The sequence below is a fragment of the Ureibacillus sp. FSL K6-0165 genome (assembly GCF_038004285.1).
Classification (GTDB): Bacteria; Bacillota; Bacilli; order Bacillales_A; family Planococcaceae; genus Ureibacillus; species Ureibacillus thermosphaericus.
Map to the genome: position 1 here is coordinate 20119 of NZ_JBBOQS010000001.1, position 16024 is coordinate 36142.

The 16024-nt window shown below is 33.3% G+C and carries 12 protein-coding genes; 3 read left to right on the top strand and 9 right to left on the bottom strand.

Annotated elements, in window-relative coordinates:
- Positions 1 to 64: 64 nt before the first annotated feature.
- The 7 genes from NST00_RS00100 to NST00_RS00130 form a co-directional block, all read right to left on the bottom strand.
- Positions 65 to 1006, bottom strand: coding sequence for a glycosyltransferase (locus tag NST00_RS00100; RefSeq protein ID WP_339289154.1), 942 nt, complete (start codon positions 1004 to 1006; stop codon positions 65 to 67).
- Between the two features lie 55 nt (positions 1007 to 1061).
- Entirely contained in the window at positions 1062 to 1979 is a 918-nt protein-coding gene (locus NST00_RS00105; RefSeq protein ID WP_339289156.1) for a glycosyltransferase, read from the bottom strand.
- A gap of 80 nt (positions 1980 to 2059) precedes the next feature.
- Complete coding sequence (locus NST00_RS00110) at positions 2060 to 3118, bottom strand: EpsG family protein (RefSeq protein WP_340709461.1); 1059 nt, start codon at positions 3116 to 3118, stop codon at positions 2060 to 2062.
- A gap of 162 nt (positions 3119 to 3280) precedes the next feature.
- Positions 3281 to 4411, bottom strand: coding sequence for a glycosyltransferase family 4 protein (locus tag NST00_RS00115; protein ID WP_339289160.1), 1131 nt, complete (start codon positions 4409 to 4411; stop codon positions 3281 to 3283).
- Between the two features lie 61 nt (positions 4412 to 4472).
- A complete protein-coding gene (locus tag NST00_RS00120; protein WP_339289162.1) occupies positions 4473 to 5384 on the bottom strand; it encodes a Wzz/FepE/Etk N-terminal domain-containing protein in 912 nt (303 codons plus the stop codon).
- Positions 5384 to 6946: an O-antigen ligase family protein gene (locus tag NST00_RS00125; RefSeq protein ID WP_339289164.1), complete on the bottom strand. Its 1563-nt coding sequence runs from the start codon at positions 6944 to 6946 to the stop codon at positions 5384 to 5386. The genes NST00_RS00120 and NST00_RS00125 overlap by 1 nt, the downstream gene beginning before the upstream one ends.
- 15 nt (positions 6947 to 6961) lie before the next feature.
- Positions 6962 to 7459 carry a tetratricopeptide repeat protein gene (locus tag NST00_RS00130; RefSeq protein WP_339289166.1) on the bottom strand — a complete coding sequence of 166 codons (498 nt, stop codon included), beginning with the start codon at positions 7457 to 7459 and terminating at the stop codon, positions 6962 to 6964.
- 948 nt (positions 7460 to 8407) lie between these two features.
- Between NST00_RS00130 and NST00_RS00135 the strand changes: the two genes are divergently transcribed.
- The 3 genes from NST00_RS00135 to tnpC are packed head-to-tail and all read left to right on the top strand — an operon-like array spanning position 8408 to position 10571.
- Positions 8408 to 8605, top strand: a complete 198-nt coding sequence (locus tag NST00_RS00135; RefSeq protein WP_339289168.1) for a hypothetical protein — start codon at positions 8408 to 8410, stop codon at positions 8603 to 8605.
- Complete coding sequence (tnpB, locus tag NST00_RS00140; protein ID WP_339289170.1) at positions 8595 to 8948, top strand: IS66 family insertion sequence element accessory protein TnpB; 354 nt, start codon at positions 8595 to 8597, stop codon at positions 8946 to 8948. The genes NST00_RS00135 and tnpB overlap by 11 nt, the downstream gene beginning before the upstream one ends.
- A gap of 48 nt (positions 8949 to 8996) precedes the next feature.
- A complete protein-coding gene (tnpC, locus tag NST00_RS00145; protein ID WP_445329553.1) occupies positions 8997 to 10571 on the top strand; it encodes an IS66 family transposase in 1575 nt (524 codons plus the stop codon).
- 227 nt (positions 10572 to 10798) lie between these two features.
- On the opposite strand, the gene ltrA is transcribed toward tnpC, so the two are convergent.
- Together ltrA and NST00_RS00155 are read right to left on the bottom strand one after the other, a co-directional pair.
- Positions 10799 to 12061: a group II intron reverse transcriptase/maturase gene (ltrA, locus tag NST00_RS00150; RefSeq protein ID WP_339289584.1), complete on the bottom strand. Its 1263-nt coding sequence runs from the start codon at positions 12059 to 12061 to the stop codon at positions 10799 to 10801.
- 593 nt (positions 12062 to 12654) lie between these two features.
- Positions 12655 to 15870, bottom strand: coding sequence for an S-layer homology domain-containing protein (locus NST00_RS00155; protein WP_340709463.1), 3216 nt, complete (start codon positions 15868 to 15870; stop codon positions 12655 to 12657).
- Between the last annotated feature and the right edge of the window lie 154 nt (positions 15871 to 16024).

A 16024-nucleotide genomic window follows, 5' to 3' on the forward strand; every position in this document is an offset into this window, starting at 1 on the left:
AATAAATTAAATTCCATCAATACTATTCATATTTTTAATAAAAATAAACCATCAGAGGTTAAAATTAATTATATTTCGCAATCTTATATCTAACTAAATCAAAGTTCTTGGCAAAATAATATTTACTAATTGACATGCTTTTAATAAATTTCAGTAAGCCTAATAGCAATTTTTTATCCTTAATATCTTTTACAGCTTCATAATAAAGCACACCTGCATTATTAAATTTTTCTTTTTCGACATCAGTTGCCAGTTTTTTGTTATTATTAATTAATTTGATTAATTCATCCGTATTATTGATCTGATTGTTCTTATAAAGTTTTGTTAAAGATTTTGTATTCAAAAATTGTTCAAGACTATAACTTTTTGAAATACTATTGCCTCTCACTCTATATTTCAATATAGTTTGATCCATTTTCCCTATTTTTGCATCCATTTCTAAACATCTTAAAGAAAAATCATAATCTTCACAATAAGGTACATCTCGATAACCATTAAGCTTTTTATAAAGCTCTGCTTTTAGGAACCATGTTGGATGGTTACTAACATTTGTAATTTTAAGTAATTTTTTTATCTTTGATGGCGTTAGAATATGATTATTTGTTTCGTATATTTGATTTCCATGCTCGTCAATTATTTTAATTCCGGAAAAAACAAAATCCAGATTATTTTCTTCAAGATATTTTTTTTGAAGGGCTAACCTGTCCAATTCCGAAATATCATCAGCATCCATCCTTGCAATATATTTACCTTTACAATGTTCAAGAGCAGCATTTAAGCTTTTTACCAACCCCATATTTTCACGATTAAATATTAATTTAATCCGTCGATCTTTTTCAGAATATCTTAATAATAAATCTTTCAGTTCTTTATTGTTGGGATTATCCAATACAATGATAAACTCTATATTTTTATAAGTTTGATTCAGTATGGAATTAATACTTTCCTCAATCCATTCCAATTCTTCATTATATGTACTCATTATTACTGAGATTAAGTCACTCATGAATTACAATCCTCGCTTTTTTAATCTTCAATTGAGTTCGAATAAATAGATTTTTTCATTTTCTATCACTGAGTAAAGAATTGATTTTATTCAAAATTTGTGATTTTTCTATTACAGTGTTCCATAAAAAGTCGTTTGCGTTAAAGTTCGATTTAAATTCATGTTGGCTAATTTTGGTAATATCAAATTCTAAATTTGTTGGATTCAACTTATAAAAAGAACAATTGTGTTTTTTTTCAAATTGCCTAATCCATTGATAATCCGTTGTTATTACTTTTAAATCCAAAGCCAAATATTCAAGCAACTTCGTAGAGGTTTGAATATTGTACGGATATTGATCCGGAATAAAATTGATACCGTAAATAGCTTTCGAAGCAATTTTAGGAACTTCTGAATATGCGACTTTGCCTGTGAAAATTAAATTTTGATTGTTTTTGTATTCGTTATATATATCATTATCTACATTTCCAATTAAACAAATCTTACCATTATTTTTTTCTGTAAAAGCCTTTAATAACTGATCTATATTTCTGCTTTTTGAGATTAGTCCAACATAAACAAATTCATATTCTTTTTTATCTTTATCTACATATAGAAAACTCTTGTCGATTCCCATATCTCTATAACAGAAATCAACATTATCATGAAAATTAAAACCAGACTTCACATTCTCATTTAAAAAGATTCTTAAGTTTGGCTTATGATTAAGCAAAACCTTCAATTTGTTTCTGATTAGCGGAAATTTCCCAGTAGATAATGAAGCATATTCATGAATAAGTAATTGGTTCTTAACTTTAACTCCTCCAAAACCTTTGAACTCCCAAATAACATCGAAATCATTAAAGTTATACTCACCTAATAACTTTGAAGAATCATACGCCTGAAATCCATCAAATTTATGAAAATATTGAATATAAGCATCTATCTCAGGCAAAAACGACTTTTCGTTTCTTATAAATAATATTTTAACCAATCTAGTATTACACCATCCCATAAAATAGTTTAAAGCAACCGCTCCAATTAGAAACTATATAACGAGTATAATCCACTTCATTATTTTTCAAATATACTATTATAGATAAAATCATTTGCTTCGGCATCAATAATAATTAGTTTATATAATAATAGTAAGTGAATGATTATTACAAAACCGTATAGTAATATTTTAAAATATTTATTTTTAATTTGATTTAAAAGAATTACGATACAAATAATTTCAAAGAATTGGAAATACATACCCAATCTATTAAATAGATAGCTGGAAATTGCAAAGATCCTAAATATTGTACCGATCATATAAAAATTCATTGCAATTTTATATTCATTTGGAATATTCTTAAGTTTTACAAGTAATAAAATAGCAATAAGGGTTTTAATTAATACTCCAGGCGATAATATACTATTTTCAGTATTAGATAACAAATCACTGTTCAAATACTTTTGAGCGTATGGAGAAAATGATAATAAAAATTCGAGAATCTTTTGGCTTAAATTTAATCCTACTATTAAATAAGAAGCGATGACCAATAAAACAAAAATTGTATATCTCAATTGGATTTTATAAATAAAGTAAAACGGAATCATAAATATGATGGACAAATGAAAACCCGCGCCCAAAAAGATCCAAAATAGAAACTTAAAAAACTTCCGCTCCACTATATACCGGGCTGCAATAAAAAAGATAATAATTGCCACACCTTGTCTCATCGTATTTGCAAATAAAAATAAATACGAAACTGTATATAAAAAGAGGACTAAAATAACATTTATTCCTCGTATATTCCACTTATATATTCCAAATATCAGTAACAATGAGGAAAATAGTGAAATTAGTAAAGTTAAGTAATGGAACTCTCCACCAGAAACTTTCAAAATATAATTCACACCAGTATAAATCCATTCAAAAGTAATATCTTTATACCAGTAATGGAACCATGTTTCGTAGTTTGGGTAATCTGTTCCCACATTATAACGAAATCCAATCATAAAAACACAGAAAGAAATCCAAAACAATGCAAGGAAATTTAAAACTATGTAATTATAAGATTGATTTTTTACAATAAACATTATTACGAGTGTAGCTATCATAATAATGAATAGTAAATAATACATATGTTTCTCCTTTATTATTAATAGAGATAGAACCAACAAAAAAAAGGGAGAATTTTATTAGTTGGTTACTTCTTTAAACTCTCCCCTTTAATGTTAAGATTACTTCTCCAAGACTTATTCATTTACCAGTTCTTCATTATGTTTTTTTTGAGATAAGCCTATTTAAACATTTAAATAGATATTTTTCATATCAGTAATGACTTGATCCAGTGAGTAACTCCTGATCATATCTAAACTTGCACTGGAAAAACGGGATCTTAAGTGGGTAGAATTATATAATTCTTCAATTTTATCGGAAAATGCAACAACATCATGAATACCCACAACATACCCATTTATTCCGTCTTTCACCAGATCACGATTACCTCTGCAATTTGTCACTACCAACGGTAATCCGGTTGCCATAGCCTCCATAACATTTAATGGAAGTCCTTCTCTTCTGGAAGAAGAAACGGCTATATCAGAAAGAGCCAATAGATTAGCGACATCATTTCGGTAACCTAAAAATTGGACATTTTCTCCTAATCCCAATTCACTTACTTGTAGAGAATAATGCTCTTTCAGTTCTCCGTCCCCCACAAGTAAAAGTTTTAAATTAGGAATTTTATTTTTGAGAAGATGAACTGCGTTAATGAGTAAATCTTGTTGCTTGTTATAATTAAGTTCTGCAACGGAAATTAATATAAAATCTTTTTCCGAATATCCATAGTCTTTTCTCAGCTTTAATTTTTTTTCTAAAGACTGGGGGGTAAAACGATTAGTATCAATACCTACTCCATTAACTAACTCTATTTGCTTTGCATTAAAATTTTTTTTTGCTGTATTGAAATCCTCATTGTTTATTGTGATTAAACAATCAGTATATCTGGATAACCATTTTTCAATAGGATAATAAATCAACCAATTGATTTTGGGAGCACCTTTAAAAAAGTGGAAACCATGAGCTGTATAAAGTACTTTTGTTCCTTTTTTTCGCGCGTCTCTTGCAGCGAATCTTGCAAGAACACTGCCCATAGGTGTGTGGCAATGAATGATTTCATAATTATTATTGTCAATAATCTTTTTTAATTTTTTGTATACATTAATATTTTCAAATTTATATGGTGAGCGTTCAAAAGGAAGATCATAATATTTATCACAATATGGGATTTCAAGGTCTTCTTTATTGTCAAAGTCATTTCTCGCACATACATGTGTTTCATATCCCATTTCTTTAAATATTTTTAAATAAGGGATATGAAATGCATTTATATGTTTTTTTACTACAGTCGCTACAAATAATACTTTTTTCATTATAGTTGGCTCCGTTTATTATTCTTTTATTATAAACGTGATAAATTATTATTCTATTAAATTAATTTGTGTTGTATTCTTTCAATATTTTCTGAAGAAAAACAACACCTAAACCAATCATAATTCCTGAAACAAATCCAATTACCAGCAATAATAGATGATTAGGAGAAGATGGCCCCTTTGGTAAAGTAGGTTCAGAAATTATACGAATAAAGGGATCGGGTTTAAAATTCTCTAAACCAGTTTTAATAGATTGATAATCTGCTAATATATTGCGATATTCTTTAGATTTCGTCTGAATCTGAGCTTGTAATTGAAGCAATTGATTTTGTATTGAACCACTTACGTTCGCTAATGCTTTTATATGTTCGTCTGATATATTAATTACCATGTCCGGATTTAAAATCGTTTGTAAAATTAATACTTCTGGCAAATGATTGCTTCTAACAATTGAGTTGTATTCGTTAATAAGGGATTCAATTTCAATAGAAAGAGATTCAGCGTCTTTGTTATAAGTATTTTCTAAGTTTTTCAAAGTATTATGAACAGATTCATTCATTCGAACTTTTGTAGTTTCTATTATAATTTGTAATTCCTTTTGTGCATTTTTTGGTGAATCACTAGTATAGGCCATCGTTAAAGTATTATTATCAGTTTTTATGTCTAATTTTCGTTGACTATAATCTTTTTGTATATTTTCTGTTAGAAAAGCCTCATTAATAATCAATTCATCTTTTGCACGATAAGAAAATATTTGAGGAGTAAACTCTGTTGCTACAAAACTTTCCATTATACCTGTATCTTGTACACTACTTGCAACTTGTACAATCGCTTTTGATTCATATTTTTCTGGCAATATTACCCAAGAAAGTATCCCAGAAAAGATAACGCAAATAATTGTAATAATTGATATAATCCATTTTCCTTTAATAATAATATCTATTACTTCTTTCAGTTCTTTGTTTTCTCTCATTAACTTTTTACTCCCTCTTTTTCTGACAATATTAACCCGAATAGGATACCAGTCAATGCCCACATTACCCCTGATGTTCCCGGTAATGAATCATTAAAGATTGCCTGGATAAAGAATGCTATAGAACCGATGCTAAGAATTGATAAATAAATTATCTTTCTATTAAATAGAATTTTTATGCTACTAATAATAATGATACCAACTATTAACAGGAATGCTATAAATCCAATAATGCCAGTTCCATATAAGATTCCTACATATACGCTATGTGGTTTATCGGTAATTGTATGTTCGGTGAACAATCCAGCACGTGCATCAATATTGTAGTGTGGGAAATTATACATTAACGAATCTAACCCATAACCAAAGATTGGACGTTCTTTAAAAAGATTCAATGTCTTTTCCCATATGTATAATCGCCCTGTCCCTGGAGCCCAAGAGCGCCCAGGTAGTTTAGGCAATTCAAAAGTATTGTCTGATGCGTATGCTTTATTGAGTAAATCAATCTCAAAACCATTAGTTGCTTTAGAAATCTTTTCTTCTTGTTCATAAGGGTTTTTGTCCACAAAGAATCCAATAGATTCTCTCCATACTACAGGATTCTCTTTCGAAAGTATGTGAAGAGTTATACTTGAAAGCACTAAAAATATCCCGAGAATTATAATACCTTGTATTTTATTTTCTGCTTTCATAATAAGTACTAGAATTGGAACGACCATAATAAGCACAGTTAGAAAACCACTTGTTGAAATTGACATAAGCATAACTGCAATTGAGAAAGTTGCACAAATTATATTGATTATACTAATCAATAGATTTTTCCCTACAATTGCAGCTGCTAAAAACATCACAGTCATTATGGCAAACATTCCACTCATATAGTTCCACTGGTTCAATGTACCAACAAGCTGTGAGTCTTCAGCAATACTAGCACCTTCTGGCAATAATACAGTAACAATTTTTTGTATCCATTCTTTTTGCATTAAATCATTGCCTGTAAAGTTCATTGTAATGATAAAGAAGTTGATAAATATAAATGGATAAAGCGAATATAAAACTTTATTCACCGCATTTTTTGGATAATTAATATTCATTGCAATAAACATTAATGCAATATAACATAACCAGCTAATGGCACCATCAGAGCGGTTATATTGTCCTGCTAATGTAATTGATATATTAGGAGAAGCAATGGTTGAAATTACAATGGCAATTGCGAATATTGCTAAAAGGTAATTTAATTTTGTTTTTCGAATTATGCCATTCATAAAAAAAATTTTAATAAGTAATAAAAGCCCAGTTATTATTGTAATAATTAACACAATTAAAGATTTATAATATGTAAAAATATCACCTTTTGCACCAGATGTAAGTGAGCCAATATTTGTTACGACTGGACTGATTACTTCTCTTACTTCAGCTAGTACAATTAAAGGCATAAAACCAATTAATAATAATAATAATCTAAAAATCCACTTATCAATATATTCACGTGATATTCGATTTTCTTCCTCATCAACTAACACATTGACTTGTCTTTCTTCTCCATAAAATGAAGTCATTTATATATACCTGCCTTACTGTTGATTTTTGATTGCAGTGAGCAATTCTTGGACTCTTTCTTGGTAATTAGGATATTCCTCTGGTTGCCACCACCACTCTTGACAGCGGATTAAAACAGTTTTTGCATCTTCATAACGTTCTGCTTTGAAGAATATTTCACCTAATTGAAGCATAAATATAGGATCCTCTACTCTATATGGATTAGTATCAAGTGCTTTTTGCATCAAGATTGCAGCCTTATTATAGTCTTGATTAATAGCAGATATTAATCCCCCCATGTAATTCACAACTTCTGAATTAGGTTGATTTTTTAATAATTCCTCAATATAAATTGCAGCTTCTTCAAAATTTTCTTCATTGTAAAGTCTTTGAACTTGATCGTATAATAACTCATTTTTAAGAAAATATTCATCTTGATTTTTTGCCATGACTTTGGCAACCATTAACCCAATAATTATAAAACCAATCATTCCTAATAATATGTATTTTCTATGTAATTCTTTTAATTTCATATTCTCAATCCTTTGATTAAATTTCTCATCATAATGTACACTTTACAATCATACACTATTTACTTCAATATTGCTTTAGTATCATGTCCACTCATTTGTCATTAAAATCCTACCAAAGAATAACCAGAGTATTGTAAAATCTAGATTTCAGTTATAGCAATAAAAAAAGAGAACCATTTCTTATTGCGAATATTAGAATTCACAAAAATGTTTCTCTAAGGAAATTATACATTAAATTTTGACAGTATTCTACTGAAAACTTCGGCTCTATAACTTTTGGTGTTAGTGACCTAATCCTACACCCATTTTTTATACAAAAAAATGTGATACGGCGATACTTTGGTAAAATGTTTATCGCTAGCCACATTCCCAAAGGAGTAATATCAATTTCTCATAATAATTTGTCTCATCATTGACAGTTTTTATAGCTACTATCAACCAAATTATAACTATCTACCTAAGCACTTATGTTTTCACGAGTTTAAATCGATGAATTCTGGAACTGGAGCGATGCAAAATATTTCTTGCGATTTTCAATAATAAAACTATTGTGATTGATGCTTATTGTCTATAAATCCAATAAATTTTCCCTAATACATAAATTATTATTGATTTCTCTATCATCCAAGTAATTAGCAATGCTTTAAAACAAACTCGTACAAGTATTAAGTGGAATATACTCTGCAATACGATTGTATCAATAGCGATATTGAAGGAATTAATCATATGGTTATTTCATTAAACGGTTTTCTTTTGGTAATCTTTAATTTTAATACTTTAAAATAACTTTTTAATTATTCATAACTTAATAACAATGGAAAAGCTTAGAGGAAAATCTTTCATCATTTAAGCTACTAAGTGATGATTTTATCATGTCAAAGGTAAGCCCGAATTCAAACGACGCATATCAATCGATCGTACCTCCCTGTACAGAGGAGGTGTTTTTGTTTGGCAATTGAAAAATTAAATATCGTCCCTGTCAATTTGGAATCCGATTCTGATTCAACTCCACCCTCAACGAGTCGTGGTCCACTCAAACCTGTATGCGTTATTCAAGCAACAAATTTTAAAATCTCCTTTTACCCCGGTGTAAAACCTCACATCATTCAAACGGTCATCAAGGAGTTGAATAGCAGTGATTCATGATTTTACTAAGTGTAAAAATATCTATATCATTTGTGGTAGTGCGGATATGAGAAAAGGAATTGATGGTCTTGCCACCTTAATTCAGGATTCTTTCGAACTGGATCCATATAGCAACGCCATTTTCTTATTTTGTGGACGGAAGAAAGACCGCTATAAATGTTTGTATTTTGATGGAGATGGCTTCGCCATGTTATACAAACGAATCGATAACGGCAAACTCCAATGGCCCAGAAATGAAAATGAGGTTCGAAATATGACTCAACAGGAGCTTCGATGGTTACTCGAAGGGCTCTCGATTCAACAACCTAAAGCCATCCAAAAATCGAAAAAAGGTGTCTTCTAAATACCGATTCATGATATAATCAACTCTATATAGAATCAGTACGGAAAAGTGGTGGATGTTGTGAACAATGATTCATACGAAAAGTTAATTCAGTCATTAGAAGAGCAACTAGCTCATGCCAATCAAAAAAATGATGAACTGTTGAAACAAATTGAATTATTGTCACAACAAGTTCGTTATTTAACTAAACGGCTTTATGGCTCAAAATCTGAAAAATCAAAGTATCAAGCTCCAGACGGACAGTATTCTTTGCTTGATGACGACTCTTTTTTTAATGAACCTGAGCACACAGGAGAAAAAAGCACGGACACTGTGACATACACAGTTGTTCGTAAACGACATAACAAGAAAAAACGAAATGATTCTTTTATGGATGGTTTAGAAATTGAAGAAATTCATCATCATCCAGAAAACTTACAATGCGAGTGTTGTCAATCACCTATGACAGAGATTGGCAGTACGATTGTACGAGAAGAAGCAAAATTCATACCAGCTACTATGAAGCGTGTTCAGCATATTGAACACGCTTATGAGTGTAGGTCTTGTAAAAAAGATTCGAATAAAGACTCACAAATCAAACGTGGAAAAGCACCGCAACCTGCCATTCTGCGAAGTATCGCAGGACCAACGGTCTTAGCAAAACTCATCTATGATAAATTTATTCTTTATTTACCCTTATATAGGCAGGTAAAGGAATGGCATCGTTATGGTTTACTAACCAATGATAAGAACCTATCCAACTGGGTGATTCGCACTGCAGAAGATTGGCTTCTTCCATTATATAATCGGATGAAAGAAACGCTCTTGAAAAAATCTATCCTTCATGTCGATGAAACCTATGCCCAAGTTTTGAACCGCTCTGATGGGAAGCCAGCCCAGTCTAAGGCTTACAACTGGGTATTCCGTAGCGTAGGATCTCAAGGTCCAGCAATTGTTCTGTTCCATAGTGCTTTATCTCGAAGTCGGGAAATTTTGACTGACTTTATAAAAGGCTTTAAAGGAACGATGATCTGCGATGGATATTCTGCATATCATGATGTATCGAATATTCATTTTGCCAACTGCTGGGCTCATGTTCGTCGATACTGGTTAAAAGCTGATAGTAAAAATGGACGGATTGGTGTGGATTATTGCAATCAACTTTATCGGTTAGAACGTAAATTTAAAAAACTTCGACCGAGTGAACGTAGAAAAGCAAGACAAAAGGAGTCCAAACCAATCGTCGAGGCATTTTTCAAATGGATTGATGAATCTCCTTTCTATGGGAAGAATGCCCTTGCAAAAGCTGCGGAGTATACATTGAAGCACGCCGAAGGCTTAAAAGCTTTTCTGTATGATGGACGCATTGCAATGGACAACAACCCAGCTGAAAATGCGATTCGGCCGAATGTCATTGGACGAAAAAACTGGCTGTTTTCCGTGAGTGAATCGGGAGCCGATGCAAATGCCATCTGTTTAAGCTTGGCTGAAACGGCAAAAGCTAATGGAATTGATTTTTATCGATACTTAGTGAAAGTATTGTCGGAACTCCCAAGTTTACCAATCCATCAACAGCCAGAAATATTAGATCGCTATTTGCCATGGTCGAAAACAATTTGTCAATCATGTGCAATGGCAAAATAGCCCTCAATCCGAAAAAACTTGGGATTGAAGGGCTATTCGTCGTGCGTACCAGAAGGGTGCGCATTTTTTTATTTATCTCACATATTTCGGGCTTACTGTCAAAGTCCATTTTTAAAATAGAAGAACCTATTCCACCCACATCAAAAATTATAGATCGAGTAGGAGGGAGCGATTAACTCCCGTCCTCTCACACCACCGTACGTACGGTTCCGTATACGGCGGTTCAATTAAGATAATTGACGCAAGTTTTCATAACGAGCTTCAAGACTTTTCAGCCCTTGGTTTCTCCAATAGGAGTTACCAAGGGTTCTGTGTAATATTGGACTATTTGAAATACGCCAATAACTCTTCCGAGTATTTCCCCATTCATACGCTTGCCATTGTGGTACGCCAAGTTGAATAAGGTTGCGTATCTTTGTTTTCGGTTTCTTCCAGTTCTTCCATAGACACATTCGAAGTCTTCTACGAATCCATTTATCTAATTCAAGGAATATAGATTTGGTGTCTGCTAACGCAAAATATCCACACCATCCCATTAGATATTGATTCAGTTTCTGAATGCGGTATTCCATCGGGTAGGGCATCTTGCGTGATGTGATTTCACGAACTTTATTCTTCATTCGTTTAAGGCTTTCTTTTGCGATACGAACCTTTGGCTCTTTATGATAGGTATAGCTAAATCCTAGAAACTTACGTTTCCATGGACGGTCGACCGCTGATTTCTTTTCATTTACTTTCAGTCGTAGTTTTCCTTCAATGAATCGTTGAATGCTTGCCATTGTGCGAAGTCCTGCTCGTTTACTTTTCACGTAAATGTTACAGTCATCCGCATATCGAACGAATTTGTGTCCTCTTCTTTCCAATTCTTTATCTAGTTCATCTAGTACAATGTTAGATAGTAGCGGACTTAATGGTCCTCCTTGTGGAGTTCCTTCTAATGTGCTTGACACCACACCATTAATCATGACTCCCGATTGTAAATACTTACGAATCAATTTCAGTAATGGTTTATCTTGGATTCTCTTCGCGAGTGTACCCATTAATCTGTCATGGTTGACCTTATCAAAGAATTTCTCCAAGTCCATATCTACAACCCATCGATGTCCATCTCTTATATATTCTTTCGCTTTCCTCACCGCATCATGGGCACTTCGGTTTGGTCTAAATCCGTAGCTGTTTTCAGAGAATGTAGGGTCATACACTTTTGAAAGTACTTGGGCGATTGCTTGTTGAATCAAACGGTCTGTTACGGTAGGGATTCCTAGTAAACGAACACCGCCGTCAGGTTTCGGGATTTCGACTCTGCGGACTGGCATTGGTTCATAAGTTCCCTTGAGAATTGCCTCCTTAATAGATAGCCAGTTTTCGACTATGTGCTGTCGTAGGTTTTGTACGGGCATCATATCTACTCCGTGGCTTCCTTTATTCTGTTCTACACGTTTTAGTGCTTGAAGCATGTTCTCCCGTGACAGGATTTGATTCAAAAGCATCGTTATTCTCCTTCCGTGAATAGCTGTTCTCTTTATGCCAGTGGTCACTCCACCCTCCAAGAGGTCCCCCACGGGATTCACCGCTTCCTTCCTCAAGTGAGGTACTACGTTTTCTGTGTTCATCATGACTCACTGAATGCCAAGGGCTATTCTCTCTTAATTGTTCGGTCCTTCTTAGTAGTTCTAAACCAACTAATACTATGACCTCTGCTGACTTCTGACGGTTCAGCTACTTATCACTAAGTAGGTTATGAAGAGTACTTCACATATCCGCCAGACCTCCCCGGGTAAGTACATGCACTTTCACACCATCTATCCGCCTCATTTACTCGATATGACCTTCGACAGAAAGAGCTTTGTTTTGTTTTGCAAACTCACTCAATCATACCTAGCCTTATATGAGGTTCGTGTTCCTCGGACCGGTGTTTTGCCTCCAGCTTCCTTCAGATTCCGCGTCACCACGGACACCCTTGCTCTTGGCTAACCTCTACTTCTGTCTTCGGGGTTCGGGACTTACACCCTATAGTTCATGTACATGCCGGGCGCACACAAAAAAACCGATCTAGTATTCTAGATCGGTTTTTTGTAGTTTATTAGTCAACAAGTTTAACACGTAGAGATTTGCTTACACCATCTACTTTAATAGTTACAGTGAAGTAGTCACCTACTTTTAGAGCTGGAGTTCCACCAATTACTACATCATGGCGACCGTTATTTTGAACTTTAACATTATCATTTTGAGTAAATACATCAGAAATTGTTAAAGTTACGCCACTTCCAGTGTAAGTTGCATCGCTAGAATCATGAGTAAATTTAACTTTACCATTTGTAATATCATCTACAGTTACTTTTGTACCATACTGGTCTTTAATTTCAAAGATATGTTTATCTAGTTCATCAAAAATTTCTTGACCAGTGATAGCATTTGAGTTAGTTAATTTAATTTCTAAGATTTCTAAATCTTTTTCACTGATAGAGTTGCTGTCTTTTAATTTGATGCTAGCAGCTTTACCAGGTGCTTCAGAAACTACTAATTTATGAAGAATCTCTTCACCTGTAGCATTGATTACAACACGTACTCCTGTTTCAATACTTTGATATCCAGCAGCACTAAATGCATCTATTAATGCTTGAGAAGTTGCATCAGCTACTACATCAACTACATCTGAAGTTGATAAGGAAGAATCTGGTTTTAAGTAGTCACCAGGTAATACTTGGAAAGCTCCAGGGATATCTGTAATTTCTACTTCAACTCCGTTTGATAACACACCGTAAACTTCAATTCCTGCATTATCAGTAGATGTTTTGCCATATACATAGCCATCGCTCTTAACTTTGTATGAAGTGAAGTCATCATCTTCTACTGCACGGAATGTAATAGAAACTCTATCTGTCACATTTTTATTGCTTTCAGTTAAATCTTTAGCAGTTAATTGTAATTCGAAAGTACCGCTACCTTTCTTACCACGGTCAGCAGCTTTAACTTCAAATGTTAATTTGTCAGATGTATTTGTAATTGTACCACTTGCTTGAATAATACCATTTTCAGTATTTAGAAGTTCAATTTTGAAGTTAGGATCATTTGCAAGTTTAGCATTATCATCGAAGATACGTCCATATTGGTCTTCAATGATTAAGTCTTTTAATTTAATTTCAGCTTTTCCATCTTGGTGGAAGTATGTGTCAGCTTTATCTTTTACACCAATAATTTTTGCAGCATATGCATCTGGTTGGATTTTTAATGTGATTTCTGAATCTTGATCGTATTTTTCTACTGTTACTTCAATATCTACTTCTTCTACTCTTGGTTTAGAAGTGTTATATTTATTAGATACAGTTTTAAACTCTAGATATAATTGACCGTTTTCCTCAACAAATTGGAAACCAGAATCTCCACCAACAATACGTGAAGAAGATGCTTTGAATGTAATTCCGTTATCACGGTCACCGATTTTTTTGTTTAATTCTGCTGCATTTTTAATAACTTCACCATTGATGTCAGTTGCAATTACAGGAAGTTTTACGATTTCATCTCCAGCAACTACTTCAGATGGAGCTAATAGTTCAATTTTGTGTACTTCTGAGCTTGCTTCTACTTTGTAAACTTTTGTTGTAACTTCTCCTGTTGCTCTTGCTCTAACTTCAACAGTGTTTTCACCAGCTTCAATACGTTTTGCATCGCGGTGTGCTACTTTTAATGCGAAGTAGTATTTACCATCTACGTTTAATACTTCAATATTTTCTTCGTCTTCTAATTCGAAGATGTCTCTGTCAGATACTCTTACTCGAAGACCTCTTTTAACTTCATCTAGGATTGTAGTATCATTTGTTGAAGCTTGAGATTTAGTAGATTTTGCAAATTCAGGATCGATTTCCACACCATATTGATCTTTTACTTTGAATAATAAGTAGAAATCTTCATTACCTTTTGCAACATCTTCTAGATTTTTCGTAGTAAGTGCTTTGCCGCTTGCATTATAAATGTCTAATAATTCAACTGAACCTGGCTCTGCGATATCAGAAAGAACAACATCTTGATAAGCGTGTAACTCGTAGTCACCGTTTTCGTAAGTGAATTCAACGCTACCTTCTTCGCCTTCTTTTTCGCGCTCTTCAACCCAAGTTACAACTCTACCATTTTTAACTTCAGTATCTAAGCCGCTACCTTTGCTAGCAGTACGAATTCCTCTTACTTTAGGATCTTCATAACGAGATTCAATTACGTTTTTCGTAATGTCTTCTCCGTATTGGTTATATGCAGCAAATGCAATAACAGCTTGTTTATATACACGATCTCCGTCTTTTGCTTCACGACCTGTAAGAACTAATTTGTTAGATAAGAATTCAATTTTTGTAACTTCTTCTTTAGTAGTTGTTACAGATTTAGTTAATTCTTTTTCACCAAGACCGCTAACTGTTAAAGTGTATGTTGCATCAGCGAATTTGTGGTCTACAGTGATAACAGCTTCAGTTTTAGCATCGTTCCAGTCAACGTCTTTAACTGTAATTGCAGTTGTTCCACGAGCTACAGCAAATTTAGCAGCTTCTGTGTCAACAGCTTTGTTGAATTTAACTGTTAATTGGCTAACACCAGTAGCTGTTAAAGATTCGATTTCAACTTCAGCAGGTGTTGGAGTTGTTACGTCTCCGCCTTTGATAGAGATGCTTAAGAATTTAGCGAATTGACCGCGAGTTACAGCATCAGCTGGACGGAAGTTTTCAACTGTAGTGATTCTAAGATCAGCTAAAGCTTGGATGTATGGACGGAATTCGTCGAATGCTTTATCTAAGTCAGCAACTTTTACGTCTTCGATTTCAGCAGCAAGATCGATTAAAGATTTGCCGTTGATTTTTTCGTAAGCGTTGTTTAAAACTTTAGCCATTTGTTGGCGTTGGATGTTTTGTGTATAGTTAAGTTTACCGTTTGAACCAGTGAATACACCAGCGTCTTTTACAAGAGCAGCGTATTTAACTAATTCTTGGTCTTGAGCTGTTACAGGAACATCGCTGAAGCGTTGAACTGTTGCCCAGTCAGCTGGAACTTCAACACCGTTAGCTTCTAAGTAACGACCTAACATTTTAACTACGTCGCTACGTTTTAATTGTTTGTAAAGACCGAATGTACCATCTGGATAACCTTTGATGATACCAGCTTCTACTAATTCATTGATATATTGGTTGAATTCGTGGTCGCCAGGAACATCAGTGAATGATGCAGCTGAAGCAACCGGTACGATAGCAGATGCTACAAGTGTAGCTGTTGCAGCTGTTGCTACAAACTTTTTGTATTTCTTTGGTTGGTTAGCCATAGAAAGATTTCCTCCTCTAATTCAATTAATATTTTTAGTTATCCTCACAAAATATGAGAAAATAAACTATTACACATAAAAGTTTAGTAGTATACGAATGGCTTGTCAATCATTTTTTAGTAACATTTCCATTAGTTTCACATGACTGTTACAT